Annotated in this window: 18 protein-coding genes; 8 read left to right on the top strand and 10 right to left on the bottom strand. The window is 59.1% G+C overall.

The genetic code is table 11. The features are described from left to right. Positions 1-110: 110 nt before the first annotated feature. The 4 genes from H8711_RS11545 to H8711_RS11530 form a co-directional block, all read right to left on the bottom strand. Positions 111-1,277 (bottom strand): phosphoglycerate dehydrogenase, encoded by a 1,167-nt coding sequence (locus H8711_RS11545; RefSeq protein WP_249283597.1) that lies wholly within the window; start codon positions 1,275-1,277, stop codon positions 111-113. 41 nt (positions 1,278-1,318) lie between these two features. Further along, on the bottom strand, positions 1,319-2,404 hold the full coding sequence (serC, locus tag H8711_RS11540; protein ID WP_249283596.1) for a 3-phosphoserine/phosphohydroxythreonine transaminase: 1,086 nt from the start codon (positions 2,402-2,404) through the stop codon (positions 1,319-1,321). A 146-nt stretch (positions 2,405-2,550) separates the two neighbouring features. After that, complete coding sequence (locus tag H8711_RS11535) at positions 2,551-4,005, bottom strand: ATP-binding cassette domain-containing protein (protein WP_249283595.1); 1,455 nt, start codon at positions 4,003-4,005, stop codon at positions 2,551-2,553. Positions 4,006-4,026: 21 nt separating this feature from the next. Next, entirely contained in the window at positions 4,027-4,617 is a 591-nt protein-coding gene (locus H8711_RS11530; protein ID WP_249283594.1) for an NERD domain-containing protein, read from the bottom strand. A 194-nt stretch (positions 4,618-4,811) separates the two neighbouring features. Here H8711_RS11530 and H8711_RS11525 point away from each other — a divergent pair, with 194 nt between their 5' ends. Then, complete coding sequence (locus H8711_RS11525; RefSeq protein WP_249283593.1) at positions 4,812-5,660, top strand: patatin-like phospholipase family protein; 849 nt, start codon at positions 4,812-4,814, stop codon at positions 5,658-5,660. 166 nt (positions 5,661-5,826) lie between these two features. On the opposite strand, the gene H8711_RS11520 is transcribed toward H8711_RS11525, so the two are convergent. Further along, on the bottom strand, positions 5,827-6,057 hold the full coding sequence (locus H8711_RS11520; RefSeq protein ID WP_343256425.1) for a helix-turn-helix domain-containing protein: 231 nt from the start codon (positions 6,055-6,057) through the stop codon (positions 5,827-5,829). 206 nt (positions 6,058-6,263) lie between these two features. Between H8711_RS11520 and H8711_RS11515 the strand changes: the two genes are divergently transcribed. From H8711_RS11515 to H8711_RS11500, 4 genes are all read left to right on the top strand, one after another. Beyond that, positions 6,264-6,449 (top strand): ribbon-helix-helix domain-containing protein, encoded by a 186-nt coding sequence (locus tag H8711_RS11515; protein WP_249283591.1) that lies wholly within the window; start codon positions 6,264-6,266, stop codon positions 6,447-6,449. 244 nt (positions 6,450-6,693) lie between these two features. Then, positions 6,694-6,990 (top strand): DUF6809 family protein, encoded by a 297-nt coding sequence (locus tag H8711_RS11510; protein ID WP_249283590.1) that lies wholly within the window; start codon positions 6,694-6,696, stop codon positions 6,988-6,990. A gap of 184 nt (positions 6,991-7,174) precedes the next feature. Next, complete coding sequence (locus tag H8711_RS11505; RefSeq protein WP_249283589.1) at positions 7,175-7,702, top strand: DUF4358 domain-containing protein; 528 nt, start codon at positions 7,175-7,177, stop codon at positions 7,700-7,702. 23 nt (positions 7,703-7,725) lie between these two features. Then, complete coding sequence (locus H8711_RS11500; RefSeq protein ID WP_249283588.1) at positions 7,726-8,487, top strand: heparan-alpha-glucosaminide N-acetyltransferase; 762 nt, start codon at positions 7,726-7,728, stop codon at positions 8,485-8,487. Positions 8,488-8,542: 55 nt separating this feature from the next. On the opposite strand, the gene H8711_RS11495 is transcribed toward H8711_RS11500, so the two are convergent. Further along, positions 8,543-9,886, bottom strand: coding sequence for a D-alanyl-D-alanine carboxypeptidase family protein (locus H8711_RS11495; RefSeq protein WP_249283587.1), 1,344 nt, complete (start codon positions 9,884-9,886; stop codon positions 8,543-8,545). 185 nt (positions 9,887-10,071) lie between these two features. On the opposite strand from H8711_RS11495, the gene H8711_RS11490 reads away from it, so the two are divergent. Beyond that, positions 10,072-10,719, top strand: coding sequence for a metallophosphoesterase (locus H8711_RS11490; RefSeq protein ID WP_249283603.1), 648 nt, complete (start codon positions 10,072-10,074; stop codon positions 10,717-10,719). A 49-nt stretch (positions 10,720-10,768) separates the two neighbouring features. Then, on the top strand, positions 10,769-11,452 hold the full coding sequence (gene trmB, locus H8711_RS11485; RefSeq protein ID WP_249283586.1) for a tRNA (guanosine(46)-N7)-methyltransferase TrmB: 684 nt from the start codon (positions 10,769-10,771) through the stop codon (positions 11,450-11,452). Between the two features lie 130 nt (positions 11,453-11,582). Here trmB and galE read toward each other — a convergent pair whose 3' ends face one another. After that, positions 11,583-12,590 carry a UDP-glucose 4-epimerase GalE gene (gene galE / locus H8711_RS11480; RefSeq protein WP_249283585.1) on the bottom strand — a complete coding sequence of 336 codons (1,008 nt, stop codon included), beginning with the start codon at positions 12,588-12,590 and terminating at the stop codon, positions 11,583-11,585. 284 nt (positions 12,591-12,874) lie between these two features. Between galE and H8711_RS11475 the strand changes: the two genes are divergently transcribed. Next, on the top strand, positions 12,875-13,540 hold the full coding sequence (locus H8711_RS11475) for an HD domain-containing protein (protein WP_249283584.1): 666 nt from the start codon (positions 12,875-12,877) through the stop codon (positions 13,538-13,540). A gap of 169 nt (positions 13,541-13,709) precedes the next feature. Here the strand turns inward: H8711_RS11475 and H8711_RS11470 are convergent, their stop codons facing one another. From H8711_RS11470 to rsgA, 3 genes are all read right to left on the bottom strand, one after another. Then, the gene (locus tag H8711_RS11470; protein WP_249283583.1) at positions 13,710-13,865 is read right to left on the bottom strand and encodes a hypothetical protein; all 156 of its coding nucleotides are present in this window, start codon (positions 13,863-13,865) and stop codon (positions 13,710-13,712) included. 111 nt (positions 13,866-13,976) lie between these two features. Then, a complete protein-coding gene (locus H8711_RS11465) occupies positions 13,977-14,633 on the bottom strand; it encodes a thiamine diphosphokinase (protein ID WP_249283582.1) in 657 nt (218 codons plus the stop codon). Then, on the bottom strand, positions 14,630-15,520 hold the full coding sequence (rsgA, locus tag H8711_RS11460) for a ribosome small subunit-dependent GTPase A (protein ID WP_249283581.1): 891 nt from the start codon (positions 15,518-15,520) through the stop codon (positions 14,630-14,632). The genes H8711_RS11465 and rsgA overlap by 4 nt, the downstream gene beginning before the upstream one ends. Position 15,521: the final 1 nt, after the last annotated feature.

Genomic DNA, 15,521 nt, shown 5'->3' with positions numbered 1-15,521 from the left:
ACACTGTGTTTACAGTCCTGCTCCCAATCCCTTCGCGCACACCCTTCTTTCGCTAAAGCACTATTAAAAAACCCTCCGCGCGAACGCGGAGGGAAGAAAATACATTTGGCTCAACGGTACAGATTGACGCGCACCACGCCGTCGATGGCGCCGAGCTGTTCGGGCAGCTCCTTGGAGATCAGGCCGTCCACATCCACCACCGTATAGGCGTAGTCCTTTTTGGACTTGTTGGTGAGGTTGTCGATGTTGAGGCCGGCCGCCGAGATGGTCTGCGAAATCTGCGAGAGCATGTTGGGGATGTTCTTGTGGATCACACCCAGGCGGCAGGTGCCGCTGCGCTCCAGCTTGACGTTGGGCAGGTTCACCGAATTTTTGATGTTGCCGTTCTCCAAAAAATCGATCAGCTCCATCGCGGCCATCCGCGCGCAGTTGTCCTCCGATTCGGGGGTGGAGGCGCCCAGATGCGGGATCGCAATCACGCCGTCCACGTCCAGCAGCTCGTCGTTGGGGAAGTCGGTGACATAGCAGGAGACCTTGCCGCTATCCAGCGCGGCCAGGATATCCTCGGTGTTCACCAGGTCCCCGCGCGCAAAGTTGAGGATGCGCACGCCGTTTTTGCAGGCCTCCAGGCTTTCGGAGTTGATCATCCCCTTGGTATCCGGGGTGAGGGGCACATGCAGGGTGATGAAATCGCAGTTCTGGTAGATTTCGCTCAGGCTATTGGCATGCTTGGTCTCGCGGGACAGGCCCCACGCGGTGTCCACCGAGAGGTATGGGTCGTAGCCGTAGACCTTCATGCCGAAGTGGCGGGCGGCGTTGGCCACCAGCACGCCGATCGCGCCCAGGCCGATGACGCCCAGCGTCTTGCCCATCAGCTCGGGGCCGGCAAAGGCGCTCTTGCCCTTTTCCACCAGTTTGCCGACCTCGGCGCCCTGGCCCTTGAGGGTCTTGGCCCACTCGATGCCGGGCACCACCTTGCGCGCGGACATCAGCAGCCCGGCGAGCACCAGTTCCTTCACCGCGTTGGCGTTGGCGCCGGGGGTGTTGAACACCACGATGCCCTGCTCGCTGCATTTGTCGATGGGGATGTTGTTGACGCCCGCGCCCGCGCGCGCGATCGCCTTGAGGGAGGGGGAGAACTCCATCTCGTGCATCGAAGCCGAGCGCACCATCACGGCGTCCGCGTCCGCGATCTCCTCCACAAAGGCATATTTCGATTTGTCGAACCGGTCGGTCCCGGCCGGGCTGATTTTATTGAGCGTTTTAATCTGATACATAATGAAACAGCTCCCTATCCGATAGATTGTGCGGCGCGCCGTCAGGCGTTGTCCGCTTCAAATTTGGCCATGAACGCCACCAGCTTGTCGATCCCCTCCGGGGGCATCGCGTTGTAGATGGAAGCGCGCATGCCGCCCACCGAGCGGTGACCCTTCAGGTTGACAAAGCCGGCCTCCGCGGCCTCCTTGCAGAACTTTTTGTCCAGGTCCGCGTCGCCGGTGACAAAGGTCACGTTCATCATCGAGCGGTCCTCGGGGTTCACGTTGTTCTGGAACAGCTTGGAGCTGTCGATGAAGTCGTACAGAACCTTGGCCTTGGCCGCGTTGCGCTCCTTCATCTTCTCCAGGCCGCCGATCTCGTTCTGAATCCACTCCAGCACCAGCTTGCACATATAGATCGAGTAGCACGGCGGGGTGTTGTACATCGAGTCGTTGTCCGCGTGCACCTTGTAGTTGAACATGGTCGGGGTGACGTCCATCTGGTTGCCGATCAGGTCCTCCCGCACGATCACCACGGTCAGGCCGGCCGGGGCCATGTTCTTCTGTGCGCCCGCATACACCAGGCCGAATTTGGAGATGTCGATCGGCTCGGACAGGATGCAGCTCGACAGGTCTGCCACCAGCGGCATATCGCCCGTTTCGGGGATGTAGGGGAACTTGGTGCCGAAGATGGTGTTGTTGAAGCAGATATGCAGATAATCCGCGTTGGGGTCGAGGTCGGCCTTGGTGATCTTGGGGATGTAGGTGAAGTTTTTATCTTTAGAAGACGCCACCACGCGCACCTCGCCGTAACGCTCCGCCTCGTCCTTGGCCTTCTTGGAGAACTGGCCGGTCACCATGTAATCGGCTTTGTGGTTCTTGTTCATCAGGTTGAGGGGCACCATCGCAAACTGCGAGGACGCGCCGCCCTGCAAAAACAGCACCTTGTAGTTGTCGGGGATGTTCATGACCTGCCGCAGTAAGCTCTGGCAGGAGCGGATGATCTCGTCATAAACCGGAGATCGATGGCTCATCTCCATGACCGACTGGCCGGACCCGTTGTAATCCAGCATTTCGCTTGCGGCTTTCGCAAGCACCGACTCGGGCAGGGTGGATGGGCCCGCTGAGAAGTTGTAAACTCTTGCCATTGTGCTTACCTCCAAAAATAAAAATGTATATTTTTTGCGCCACCCTCCGCAGGTGTAAGCCGCGCGGAAAAATGGCGCTTGTGAATAAAATATCTAGCTCCTATTATAACACTTCGCGCGTTTTCGTCAATTAAAAGCGGGAAGTTTTACCCTTTTAACAGTTTTGTCAGGGTTGCGGCGTCTATTTCTTTTGCATATCGTTCAAAAACAATTGTGTTTCCACGCAGTACAAGCACTCGGTCGGCCAGCCCCGCGGCCTCCGCCGCATCGTTGGTAAAATAGAGCACCCCGCGCCCGCGCGCCAACAGCGCGCCCAGGTCGTTGTAAATGCGCAGCCGGATCTGCAAATCCACCCCGTTGGTCGCGTCCACCAGCAGGTATAGGTCGCCGTCCCGCCCCAGCGTCCGCTGCATCAGCTCGCGCTGGCGGAAGCCGCCGGTCATGTACTCGGCCTCCTGCTTCATCCCCACCATCTTGCGGGTCATGCGGCCCATGCTGATGGTCAGTTGCTTCCAGCCCGCCCCCAGCGCGGACAGCCGCCCGGTGGCGCGCCCGCCCTTGCTGTCGTAGGTGGCGAGCAATTCCTCGGTGTCCTCGTCCACCGCGGCCACAATGCGCAGCGCGTCCGCCTCCAGCGGGCTCGTGAGCGCAGCCTCCCGGCCGTCCAGGCGGATCACGCCGGTGTGGCCGATCAGGCCCAGCAGGGCGTGCAGCAGCCCCTGCATCCCCTGGCCGCCGTCCGAAAGCACCGCGACCAGCTCGCCATGCCGCACCGTGAGGCTCACATCGCGGATTCCGCCCGCCGAGAGGTGCTCCACCTCCAGCAGCGGCTCGCCCGGTTCCGCCCGGTCCGCCCGGCCGTACAGGTCGCCGACGCCGTGCCCCTCGATCTGCTCGATCAGGTCGAGCTCGGTGAGCCCTGCGGTCTCGCGCACCAGCTTGATCTCTCCATGCTCCACAAACGCCACGCGGTCGGCCAGGGCGAGGATCTCCCTCAGCCGGTGGGTGATATACAAAATCGAGACCCCCGTGTCGCGCAGGCGGCGCACCATCTGGTAGAGGGTCTCGCAGTCGGTTTCGGTCAGGCGGGAGGAGGGCTCATCCAGGATGATGAGCTTCGCGTCGAACAGGCGCGCCCGCGCGAGCGCCACCGCCTGCTTTTGGGCGGGGGTGAGGTCGCCGAAGCGCGCGCCCGGGTCCACGGCGATGCCCAGCTCGTCGAAGCAGGGCTGGCAGACCACCCGCATCCGCTTGGGGGTGAGGCCGCCGGTCTTAAAATATTTCGGGTTGCCCACCAGCACGTTGTCGGCCACGGTGAGGTCCTCAAACCCGTGGTTGTTCTGCACCAGGGTGACGATGCCCAGCTCCATCGCGGCCGCAGGGCTGTCGATCTCCACCGCCCGGCCCTCGAACCAGATGCGGCCGCTGTCCGCGGGCAGCGCCCCGTTGATGACGCCCGCCAGGGTGGATTTGCCCGCGGCGTTTTTGCCCGCCAGCGCGAGCACCTCCCCCCGGTAAAGGGTCAGGTCGATCCCGCGGATATAAAACTCGCTGGTGATCCGGCGGGTCACGTTTTCCAGCCGAAGCAGTTGTTCGGGCATAGCGGCGGCCTCCTTGCCTTGTTATTTTATGCGGTTGCCGTCGATCAGGCCCGCGATCAGGTCCACATCCACGCCGTTGTCCTTTTCAAACCGGGTTTTGCCCAACAGCGCGTTGAGCCGGCGCAGGTTGACCACCGGCAGGGAGTCCTTGACATACAGCGCGTGCTTGCGGAACGGGGAGGTGAACACCACCAGCTGTTCCATTTGGATGTTGAACACGTTGTTTTTGACAAAGATGGCGCGCACCGCCTCCATGGCGGCTTCGCCCGCGCGCAGGGGGTTGGGGATGCGGGTTTTGACCTCGTTTTGCACGATGGTCCAGGTCTCGTCGCGCTCCTCGCCGTAGTAATCGGCCTCGGCGACCTCGGCGTTCACCAGCAGCACACCGAAATAGCCCACCAGGATGTTGTCCACGTGGACGGTTGTATCCTTGGCGGCGGGGAGGGTGACGTCGCTGAGCACTTTAAAGTTGTGCAGCGCGGCAAATTTTTTGAGCGCGCCCGCGACGCGCTTTTTGCGGCCGTCCACGGTTTTGGAGCGCCGCACCAGCAGCCAGATGAGCACGGCGGCAACCACACAGGCAGCGAGAACTGCAATCTGCCAAATTTCCATACAATACAACCCTTTCTTTTTTAGCAATCTACCTCTTATTTTATCATAAAGTTGTCGGGAAGAAAAGGGGCGGCGGGTCTTTTTACGCTAATTGCAATCTGCCTGCCGCTATGCTAGAATATGATAAAAATTGACTTGACAAATCGCCGCTTGTGTATCAGCTTGAAGTTTTAAATTAAGTAAGAGGTAAATAAATGAAAAGCGTTATTTTATTAGAGGGAGGTTCCTACAGAGGAATCTACACTGCGGGTATTCTGGATGTTTTTATGGAACATGATCTCTACCCAGATTGCGTAGTTGGCGTTTCTGCGGGAGCCTTGAATGGAATGTGCTATGTGGCCAAACAGCCAGGACGGGTAAAAGATGTTACTTATGCCTATGGATTAGATCCACGTTATGCCGGAGAAAAAGCTATTCGCCGTGAGCATAATATGATCGGTCTGAATTTCATCTTACACGAGGTTCCGCAGTATATTCCGTTTGACAAGGATACATTTTATCATAACAAGGTGAAATTCTACGCCGCCGTAACGAACTGCGTAACAGGAAAACAGGAATACATAGATCGAGACCAGAGCAGTAATATCATGAAAGCAATCGCCGCATCAGCGTCGATGCCTTTTCTGAATCGCAGGGTCGAAATAGAAGGGATCCCTTATTTGGATGGTGGGATTGCCAATAAAACACCTTTGCATTTTTTAGATATCCACCCAGAATACGACCGCGTTATTTTTATTCTGACGCGGGAATCGACCTATCAAAAAGCAAAGCCATCGCAAGTTATATGCAAGGCAGCAGAAAGGTTTTATCGATCTTTTCCAAAACTTGTTGAAGATATTAAAAATGAAAATCTGTTGTATGAAGAAGAACGGGAACGTATTTTTACGATGGCAAACAATAAAGAAGCTCTCGTGATTGCCCCCAAACAGCCTTTGAATATCGGGCATTTGGAAAAGAATATCGACTCTCTTTGCCGCGGATACCAAATCGGACGGAAAGACGGCTATTCCTATTGTGATGACGTTAAAGACTATTTAGCTTAAAACGATTCTGCATCATTCTTATAGGGCAGCCTCGAAATATGAGGCTACCCTTGTTTATGTTAGCGGAGTATTTTCCCAATGCACAGATAAAGTAAAAGGGATGGCGGCGGGGCGCTGATAGAGGCGCCGTCGAAACTGTTTCGGCCAGTTTTCGGTACGTTAGAAGCTACTTGATTTCCTTCTGTTGCGTCAAGCCCGCGATGTAGTCGAGGCTCACGTTGTAGTACTTCGCGAGCATGATAGCGATATCAAACGGGATTTCCCTTTCCTCCGTTTCGTATCTCGCATATGTGGTTTTGTGCATATGAAGGATTTCGGCAAGCTGCCTTTGGCTCAGGTTTTGGTCTTCCCTAGGTCTCTGATTCGCTTGTACGGCATACGGCTTCCCCCCTGCGATAGAATTTTTTATTCACAGTATACACCATTTGGTGTTATATTTTTTATAATGGACATCAAACGGAGTTCATTGTGCATCTAAAAGCGAAGAAAACAAAGCAAAAGTTCTCCGGTTCAGGGGCGAAGATTGAAAAAGTCGCGCAGAGTCTCGACTTCCATGCGCAGAATAGTGTATGATAGAAATATGGTTGGAAGCGAGGTGAAATCATGGAACAAAAGAAAAAGATGGGCCGCCCACCCATTGGGGAGAAACGTCTAAAAGATCGCATCTTCGTGTTGGTCAGTGAAGAAACAAAAAAGAAATTGGAACACTGCAAGGCTAAGCTGGGGTTGACCACATCCGATGTTGTCCGCAAGGGGATCGACAAGATATATGACGAAACAGAGAAATAAGCGCGAAATAGCCCTTGACTTTTAATGCGCATGATAATATACTTAATATGCGCATTAAAAATGGGGGGATAAGATTATGACGCGCAAAAAAAATGAAGAAAGCGGCGCACCCTTTACACGCACCGCTTTCTCCACACAACAGCCTGTCCGGAAATGCCCGGATATCGCTGCACAAATATTGTACCATGTGCGGCGGCGCCTGGCAAGGGCGGGCGCGAAATCCAAATAAAAAGGGGTACATGGTATGGAATCTATTTTAAAAGCGTTTGCCCAGGGCAACCTGCTCACCGCGCCCAACCGCGTCGCGCGCGGCTCGAAACAGGCGCAGGCAGCCGCCCGCCTGGCCGAGTGCGAGGCGGCGCTGACCGCGGTGCTCGACCCACCGGCCCGCGCCCTGCTCGACAACCTGGAGGCCGCGCACTGGGAGGTCGAGGACCTCGCTGAGACCGACCGCTTTGTCTACGGCTACCGCCTGGGCGTATGGATGACCGTGGAGGCGTTCTTCGGGCGGGACCCGCTGTCTATGCAGGAGGACGGATGACCCGCCCCGTGCCGTCCAAAATTTTCTATGGTTTTAACATCCTGTGAATTCGCCGCCCGTTTGCTTGACGAAGCCGCCAAAACGTTTATAATTTTAACAGGACGCCGTTTTTGCAAACGGGCGGGCAGGCGCACAGTTCGACCGGATGCGCCGCCCGGACATGATAAGATAACAGGAGTGGCTTATGAAAGATTGGAAAAGATGGTGCGCCCTGCCGCTGTGTGCAGCGGCGCTGATCGCGTTGGCGGCCTGTTCGCCGTCCGAGCCCGAAGCGCCCTTGTCCGAGGCCGAGTCGAGCATCGTGTACGCGCAGACCGAGCCCGAGCGCCTCGGCGATGTGATCGACCGAATCTATGAGGATATCGATATGAAGGGCCTGCAGGACGCCGGCCTCGACCAGATCAACGACCTGTTCCACATCGAAACCGGCCTCATTTCCGATTACGCCGCGCGCTATTCCAGCGGACGCTACGGTGTCGCCGATGTGGTGATCGTCAAGGTGCCCGACGAACAGTCGGTGGATCAGGTGATCGAGGCGCTGGAGCAGCGCCGCACCGAGCGTGTGAGCGAATTTGAAAACTACGACGTGCACGACGCCTACCGCATCGCGCAGGAGGCCGAAATTTTCTCCCGCGGCGATTACGTCATCATGCTGATGGTGGACGACCTGGACGCCGCGCGCACCGTGATCTATGAGACGATCCCAGGATAAGTAAGAGCGGAGGGGACGCGCCGATGGCGGAAAAAAGGGATCTCAGCGGCCGCGTGTGGCTGGTGGACGAGCTGCGCGGCGCATTCATCCTGCTGATGGTGGTTTACCACACCTTCTACGACCTGGTCTACATCTTCGATGTCAACATCCCCGCGTTCCGCTGGACCTTCACCACCTGGATTCAGCTTCTAATCGCGGGGCTGTTTGTGTTTCTATCCGGCGTGGCGTCCCGCTTTTCGCGCAACAACCTCAAGCGCGGGGCGCAGTGCTTTGCGCTGGGTATGCTGATGACGCTGGTCACCGCAGTGGTTCTGCCCGAACAGATCGTGCTGTTCGGGGTGCTGCACATGCTGGGCGTGTGCATGATGTTGTTCCCGCTGCTGCGGCCGCTGCTCGACCGTATCCCGCCCTGGGCGGGTGTGATCGGGTGCGCGGCGCTGTTCTTTCTCACCTTCAACACCCAGCTCGGCTTTTGGGGGATGCGCGGCTGGGAGATGGCGCTGCCCGACGCCTGGTACGGGACTTCCTGGCTGTTCTGGCTGGGGTTCCCACGCGAGGGATTCTGGTCGTCCGACTACTTCCCGCTGCTGCCCTGGATTTTCTGGTTTTTGGGCGGCGCCTTTGTGGGCGTGCCCATCAAGGCGCGCCGTGCGCCATCCTGGTTTTACCGGCCCCACTGCCGGTGGTTGGCCGCCCTGGGGCGCAACACCATCTACATCTACCTGCTGCATCAGCCGGTGATCTACGGGCTGCTGTCCCTGCTCTTCGCGCTGCTGCGACGATAATCCATCAAAAAAACGCCCGGGAACCTTCGACGGCTCCCGGGCGATATTTTTTGTGTCAGCGCTGCGGGCGGCGGTAACGGCGACGGCTGCGGTTGCGCAGGATCATCAGAATGATGTAGAACACGATGAAGCTCGCCAGGAACACCACCCCAAACTTGAACCAGTAGGAGAGGGTCACCGTCTCGAGCTGGTCCATCGCGTAGGCCACGGCGCTGCGCTCCGCGCTGAAGGTGGCCACCAGCGGCACCTCGCCGATCTGCTCGCCGGCCAGGATCAGCCGCGCGGTGCCCACGCGGTCGCCCTTCTTCACCGGCGCGGTGATGTATTCGGGCAGCTCATATTCCAGCACCACGCTCGACGCCTCGATCTCGTCGGGGACCAGTGCGGAAAACCGCTCGTCGCTCGCCAGCTTCATGTAGTCCACGTCCTTGGCCAGCCGCAGCGGGATTTCAGTCACATCCCGGCCCTTTTCCATCAGCGTCTTGATCGAGTAGGTGTCGAACACCCACTCATACAGCTTCTTGGTGTCGTCGAACGCCTTGTTGTCGATCTCACGGCCGTTCTCATCCTGCACAATCGGCGCGCCCAGCACCACGCACAGGTAGTCGAACCCGTCCTGCGAGGCGGTGGATACAAAGCATTTGCCCGCCTCGGGCAGGGTGCCGGTTTTGAGGCCCTTCACCGGCTCATAGTAGTAGGTGGTGCCCTTGCGCATCATCGTGTTGGTGGTGTTCCACGCCAGGCTCTCGTGGACGTTGGTCGAGCCCACCTCGTAGTGCACCGTGCTGGCGATCTCGAGAAAGCCCGGGATGCTGATGGCGTGCTTGGCGATCAGGTACATGTCCCGCGCGGTGGTGTAATGGTTCTCGTCGAACAGGCCGTGCGGATTGACGAAGTTGGTGCCGGTGCAGCCCAGCTCCTTGGCGCGTTCGGTCATCAGCTCGGCGAAGTAGGGGATGCTGCCGTCGCCCAGGTAGTCGGCCACGATGCTGGCCGCCTCGTTGGCGCTCTGCATCAGCATCGCATAGATGAGCTGGCGCATGGTCATCGTCTCGCCGCGCCTGATATCGCCCGTGGAGACGTTGAGGCCGTAAAACTCGTCATAGATGTACGCCTTGGCGGTCACGGTGGTGCCGTCCAGGTCGGGGCACATCTCAAAGGCCAGGATGCAGGTCATCAGCTTGGTGAGCGATGCGGGATACATCTTCTGGTCCGCATTTTTTTCATAGATGATGTCGCCGGTGTTGAGGTTCACCAGCAAGGCCGCCTCGGCCGATACGTCGAACGGGGGGGCATAGGTGGCGCTGGCCGTCACCGAGAGGCCCAGCGCCATCACAGCCGCCAGGCTCAGCGCCAGCGCGCGGCGGATCGCACGCCGCAAAAAAGTATCCTTGCGCATATATCGTTTACTCCCAAAATGTGTTATAATAACCACACGGCCAACCGGGCCGCGCGCGTTTGATGTAAGCCGGCCACTCATAAATAGAATGGGCATTTATCAGCTATTATAACAGAAAAATGTGAAAAGAATAAGAACAAGGGGACAAATTTATCCCACTCGGGGGAGGTTTTTGATTGGTTTACGTGACAGGGGATATGCACGGCGATTACGACCGTTTTAAGGCGCGGGCGCTCCGTCGGCTGCGCCGCGGGGACACCCTGATTATCTGCGGCGACTTCGGCTTTGTGTGGGACGGCGGCAAGGCGGAGCAGCGCCTGCTCAAAAAGCTGGGCCGCAAGCGCTACACCATCGCCTTTCTGGATGGGGTGCACGAGAATCACGGCCTGCTGGCCGGTTATGGCACGGTGGATTGGAACGGAGGCAGGGCGCGGCAGATTTCCGGCCGTCTCTATCAGTTGCTGCGCGGGCAGGTGTATACCATCGAGGGCAACACCGTGTTCACGCTGGGCGGCGGCGAAAACCCGGACGCAGACTGCTGGAGCGAGGCGCTGGAGGGCTGTATGCCCACCGCCGGCGAGCTGGAGCAGGCCGAACGCAACCTGGCGGCGGCGGACTACCGGGTGGACTATGTCGTCACCCACGAGTGCACCGGCGTGGTCAAGAGCTTCCTCAACATGGACAGCAACATGTACAACCAGCTTTATGCCTTCCTCAACCGCGCCGCGCAGACGGTGCGCTGCAAGCGGTGGTTTTTCGGTTGTCAGCACATCGATAAGGTGATCCCTCCCAAATATGTGGGGGTCTACAAGGAGGTCCGGAAACTGGAGTGATCCGCCGGACCGGCCAATAACGCAACAGTACAGGAGAGAGCGACATACCATGAGAATCAGAAGAAAACCCTGGGCGCGCCCCGAGCTGGAGGCCTGCCCGTTTTACACCGAACACCCCGCCGAATACGCCGGGCGCTGGAACGAGTGGTTCGGCAACGGCAAGCCCATCCGCGTGGAGCTGGGCTGCGGCAAGGGCGGGTTCATCTCCCAGCAGGCGGTGAACGACCCGGACAACAACTACATCGGCGTGGATCTGATCGACGCCATGCTCGGCCTGGCCAAGCGCAACGTCGAACGTGCCTACGCCGAGGTGGGCCGCGAGCCGGACAACGTCCGCCTGGTCACGCTGGACATCGAGCGGCTGTTCCTAATGTTCCGCGAGGGCGAGGATGTGATCGACCGCATCTACATCAATTTCTGCAACCCCTGGCCCCGCCCCAAGCAGCACAAAAAGCGCCTCACCCACACCCGCCAGCTCATGACCTACCGGCGGTTTCTCAAGCCCGGGGGCGAAATTTGGTTTAAGACCGACAGCGACATGCTGTTCGACGCCTCCCTGCGCTATTTTGCGGAGGCCGGATTCACCCAGGTGTACCTCACACGCGATCTGCACGCGAGCGGGTTCACCGGGAGTATCCCCACCGAGCATGAGCGGATGTTCACCGAGGAGGGGATTCCCACCAAATTTGTGATTATGCGGCGGGACGAGCTGCCCGGCGCGGAAACCGAATAGGGATAGAAACGAAAACGGCTGTGCCCTTGCTATAGCACAGCCGTTTTCGCATTAAGATGAAAAATATAGAGGAAAGAAAGGTTTTCAAACCAGCGCGAGCCGGTTGAAAGCGGGTGTCAGGGGGCCCATCTTACAGGCCGTTGGGGTTGTTTTTGGTGAAGTTCCAACTGTCGCGGCACATGTCGTCGAGGTCGAACTTTGCCTCCCAGCCCAGCTCGTGTTTGGCCTTGCTGCTGTCCGCATAACACACGGCGATATCGCCGGGGCGGCGGGGCACCACCTTATAGGGCACGTCGCGGCCGCTGGCCTTCTTGAAGGCGTTCACCACGTCCAGCACGCTGTAGCCCTTGCCGGTGCCGAGGTTGTAGATGTTGACGCCCGCCTCAGCCAGCTTATCCAGCGCCAGCAGATGGCCCTTCGCCAGATCGACCACATGGATGTAGTCGCGCACGCCGGTGCCGTCGGGGGTGTCGTAGTCGTCGCCGTACACGCTCAGATAGGGCAGCTTGCCCGAGGCCACCTGGGCCACATAGGGCAGCAGGTTGTTGGGGATGCCGTTCGGGTCCTCGCCGATCAGGCCGGAGGGATGCGCGCCGATGGGGTTGAAGTAGCGCAGCAGCACCACGCTCCAGGCGGGGTCGGCCTTAAACAGGTCGGTCAGCACCGTTTCCATCATCACCTTGGTGCTGCCGTAGGGGTTGGTGGCCTGGGAGATCGGCATGGTCTCGACGAACGGCACCGGGTTGTTCATGCCATATACGGTGGCCGACGAGGAGAAGACGATCTTTTTGACGTTGTGCGCGGTCATCGCCTCGCACAGCGAAAGGGTGCCCGCGATGTTGTTGCGGTAGTAGCGCAGCGGCTGGCGGCAGCTTTCGCCCACCGCCTTGAGGGCCGCGAAGTGGATGACAGAATCGATGTCGTTTTCCTCGAAGATGCGGTCGAGCGCAGGGCGGTCGAGGATATCCGCCTCGTAGAATTTGAAATCTTTGCCGGAGATCTTCCGGATGCGGTTGAGCACTTCAGGTTTGGCATTGACAAAGTTGTCGACGATCACGACTTCCTTGCCCGCTGCGAGCAGTTCCACCACGGTGTGGCTGCCGATGAATCCGGCGCCCCCGGTCACTAAAATTGCCATCTGATACATTCCTCCTGTCGATAGCTCCTGGTTTCAGATATCCATACACGGCAGCGGCCGCGCCGCCGTGGAAAATTGGCTGTAAGACTCGATAAATTACTTTATATTCAGTATAAAGTTTTGGCCGGGTCAAAGTCAACCCCATTTGGAAGATTGCAACAGACGTCCATAAAATTGCACGATTTTACAAGAACCCGCATAAACTTTACGGTTTGTCCCTGATAAACCGCCGCGGAATCCTGTATAATAGCAGAAGGAAACAATAAAAAGGGGAGGAACGACACATGCCGCAGGTCACCTTTGCAGAGGTCAAAAACAACGAGGCGGTGCGCACCTACATCCGCCGGGCGGACGAGGCGCTCACCACCATGGGCTACACCGAACACGCCTTTGCCCATGTCACCAAATGCGCCGAGGGCGCGTATGAAATCCTCAACACCCTCGGCTATGAGCCGCGCCTGTGCGAGCTCGCGCGTATCGCGGGCTTTATGCACGACATCGGCAATGTCATCAACCGCCAGGACCACGCCCAGAGCGGCGCAATCATGGCGTTTCGCATCCTGGACCAGATGGGGATGTCCGCAGACGATGTCGCACTGGTGATCGGGGCCATCGGCAACCACGACGAGGGCACCGCCGTGCCGGTCAGCCCGATCGCGGCCGCGTTGATCCTCGCGGACAAGTGCGATGTGCGCCGCAGCCGGGTGCGCAACCGCGATGCCACCACCTTCGACATCCACGACCGTGTAAACTACGCCGTGGAGGCCGCGGACCTCTCGTTTTCCGACGGCAAGGAGGCCCTCATCCTGGATATCACCATCGACCCCGAGATCTGCCCGGTGATGAATTATTTTGAGATATTTCTCAACCGGATGCTGCTCTGCCGCCGCGCGGCCGACTTCCTGGGGCTCAAGTTCAAGCTGGTGGTCAACGGCCTGGATATGCTCTGAACGGGGCCTGTCCGGTTTGATCCTGCCCCCACGCGCCAAAAAAACTCCCGCCGTTGTCATCTTCGGCGGGAGTTTTTCACATCATTTGATTTTGAAAAAGAACTTCAAAAAAGGGGCAAGGAATCTGGGACTTTTTACAACGACAATCTTCATGCTATGTACCACCTTTCTAGCATCGCAGCATCAGGGCGCCCAGCACGATCAGAGCGATCGCGGCCAATGTGAGGAGCACCCGCATGGGGCAAAACAGCACCAGCAGCAGCCCCGCGCCAATGGCGATCGCCGCCCCGCACCAATTGGTCCCCCTGCAACACCGCCTGCGCATCGCGCTCACCGTCCTTCCGCCGATTGGTATTCTTGCTCCATCATACGCAAAAGGCGGGAAAAGGGTTCCGGACGGGGACGGATGCGGAAAAGTGGCACGCAAAAGCGGGGCTCAGTCGCAGCGGCAGAGCAGGATCAGCAGCTTGCCGCTGCCGCAGGTGATCACCGCCTCGTCGCCGGCGAATTCGTTGCTCACCCCCAGTGGAAACTCCGGGGTGAGCACGGTGTCCTGCAAGGGGTACTTGACCCCGCGCTCGCATACCCCTTCGCACCGCCCGCCAAAGGCGAACACCGAGAGCTTGTACCCCTCCACACGGGGCACCCGCACCGTCTCCGCGCCGATCACGGTGGCGAGGTTGCGCTCGTCCGCGAGCAGCACGAAGCAGCCGCGCTCACAGCCGTAGGCCAGGGTTTGCAGGTTGGCCACGGTGTGGTCCAGCCTCCCGCCGATGCCGCCCACGATGATGAATTCGTCGTAGTGGAGCTCGATGCCGCGCTTGAGGCAGAGCATGGTATCGGTGTCATCCTTTTCGGCCGCGACCCGCTCCACCGGGATGCCCTCGGCAATCTCGCCGGAGTAGGAGTCGAAGTCGCCCACCACCAGGTCGGGCCGGATGCCCTCGGCCATGCAGGCGCGGTAGCCCCCGTCGGCACAGAGGATGAAGTCGTCGTCGCGCAGGTTGACCACCCGCCGCACCGGGCAGGGGTTGCACGCCCCGATGATGATGCAGCGGCCGCCCGGCCGCGCGGTGTTGTCCTGTATGTTCACTTGAGCTCCCACTCCTTCAGGTCCATCACTTGGTTCCACATGCTCACATAGCTCTCGTGGCGGGTGGGCTCGATGTCGCCGCGCGCCAGCGCCTCCAGCACCGCGCAGCCCTTCTCCTTGGTGTGGGAGCAGCCGGTGAAGCGGCAGCCGTCCACATAGTCGGCAAACTCGCGGAAGCACCCGGCCAGGTCCTCTTTGAGAATCGGCTCGCAGCGTTCGAGATCGAGCGAGGAGAAGCCGGGGGTGTCCGCCACGTAACCGCCCTCGGGGAGCGCAAATAGCTCCACATGCCGGGTGGTGTGCCGGCCGCGCCCCAGCTTTTGGCTGATCTCGGCCGTGGGGAGGGCCAGACGCGCATCCACCCGGTTGAGCAGGCTGCTTTTGCCCACCCCCGAGTTGCCCGAAAAGGCGCTCACGCGGCCGGTGAGCGCCGCACGCACTGCGTCCACCCCTTCGCCGGTGGCGTTGGATACCTCCGCCACCGCGAAGCCCGCGTGGCGGTAGATGCGCGCATAGGGGGAGGCGTCCGCCATATCCTTTTTGGTGAATACCAGCAGCGGCTCGATCCCCTTGCGCTCCGCGACCGCGATCATCCGGTCGATCACCAGCAGGTTGGGGACGGGCTCGCAGGTGGAGCTCACCAGCACCAGCTGGTCGAGGTTGGCCAGGGGGGGCCGCACCAGGAAGTTGCGGCGTTCATCCACCGCCACCACATAGCCCTTACCGCCCGCTGTGAGCTCCACCGAGGCGTTGTCGCCCACATAGAGATCCTGCCCGCGCTTGCGGAACACCCCCCGCGCGCGGCATTCGATCAGCCCTTCGGGGCACTGTACATAATAGAATCCGCTCATCGCCTTCACGATGAGCCCATGTGTCGTCTCTCCCATC

The sequence above is a fragment of the Ligaoa zhengdingensis genome, assembly GCF_014384885.1.
In the GTDB taxonomy this organism is placed as follows: Bacteria; Bacillota; Clostridia; order Oscillospirales; family Ruminococcaceae; genus Ligaoa; species Ligaoa zhengdingensis.
The sequence above is the reverse complement of the archived record's forward strand: the minus strand, read 5'-3'. Positions and strand labels throughout refer to the sequence as shown.

Excerpts from the sequence above, each read along its gene's own strand:
- H8711_RS11545 (WP_249283597.1), bottom strand. The coding sequence starts at position 1,277 with ATGTATCAGATTAAAACGCTCAATAAAATCAGCCCGGCCGGGACCGAC.
- serC (WP_249283596.1), bottom strand. The coding sequence starts at position 2,404 with ATGGCAAGAGTTTACAACTTCTCAGCGGGCCCATCCACCCTGCCCGAG.
- H8711_RS11535 (WP_249283595.1), bottom strand. The coding sequence starts at position 4,005 with ATGCCCGAACAACTGCTTCGGCTGGAAAACGTGACCCGCCGGATCACC.
- H8711_RS11530 (WP_249283594.1), bottom strand. The coding sequence starts at position 4,617 with ATGGAAATTTGGCAGATTGCAGTTCTCGCTGCCTGTGTGGTTGCCGCC.
- H8711_RS11525 (WP_249283593.1), top strand. The coding sequence starts at position 4,812 with ATGAAAAGCGTTATTTTATTAGAGGGAGGTTCCTACAGAGGAATCTAC.
- H8711_RS11515 (WP_249283591.1), top strand. The coding sequence starts at position 6,264 with ATGGAACAAAAGAAAAAGATGGGCCGCCCACCCATTGGGGAGAAACGT.
- H8711_RS11510 (WP_249283590.1), top strand. The coding sequence starts at position 6,694 with ATGGAATCTATTTTAAAAGCGTTTGCCCAGGGCAACCTGCTCACCGCG.
- H8711_RS11505 (WP_249283589.1), top strand. The coding sequence starts at position 7,175 with ATGAAAGATTGGAAAAGATGGTGCGCCCTGCCGCTGTGTGCAGCGGCG.
- H8711_RS11500 (WP_249283588.1), top strand. The coding sequence starts at position 7,726 with ATGGCGGAAAAAAGGGATCTCAGCGGCCGCGTGTGGCTGGTGGACGAG.
- H8711_RS11495 (WP_249283587.1), bottom strand. The coding sequence starts at position 9,886 with ATGCGCAAGGATACTTTTTTGCGGCGTGCGATCCGCCGCGCGCTGGCG.
- trmB (WP_249283586.1), top strand. The coding sequence starts at position 10,769 with ATGAGAATCAGAAGAAAACCCTGGGCGCGCCCCGAGCTGGAGGCCTGC.
- galE (WP_249283585.1), bottom strand. The coding sequence starts at position 12,590 with ATGGCAATTTTAGTGACCGGGGGCGCCGGATTCATCGGCAGCCACACC.
- H8711_RS11475 (WP_249283584.1), top strand. The coding sequence starts at position 12,875 with ATGCCGCAGGTCACCTTTGCAGAGGTCAAAAACAACGAGGCGGTGCGC.
- H8711_RS11470 (WP_249283583.1), bottom strand. The coding sequence starts at position 13,865 with ATGCGCAGGCGGTGTTGCAGGGGGACCAATTGGTGCGGGGCGGCGATC.
- rsgA (WP_249283581.1), bottom strand. The coding sequence starts at position 15,520 with ATGGGAGAGACGACACATGGGCTCATCGTGAAGGCGATGAGCGGATTC.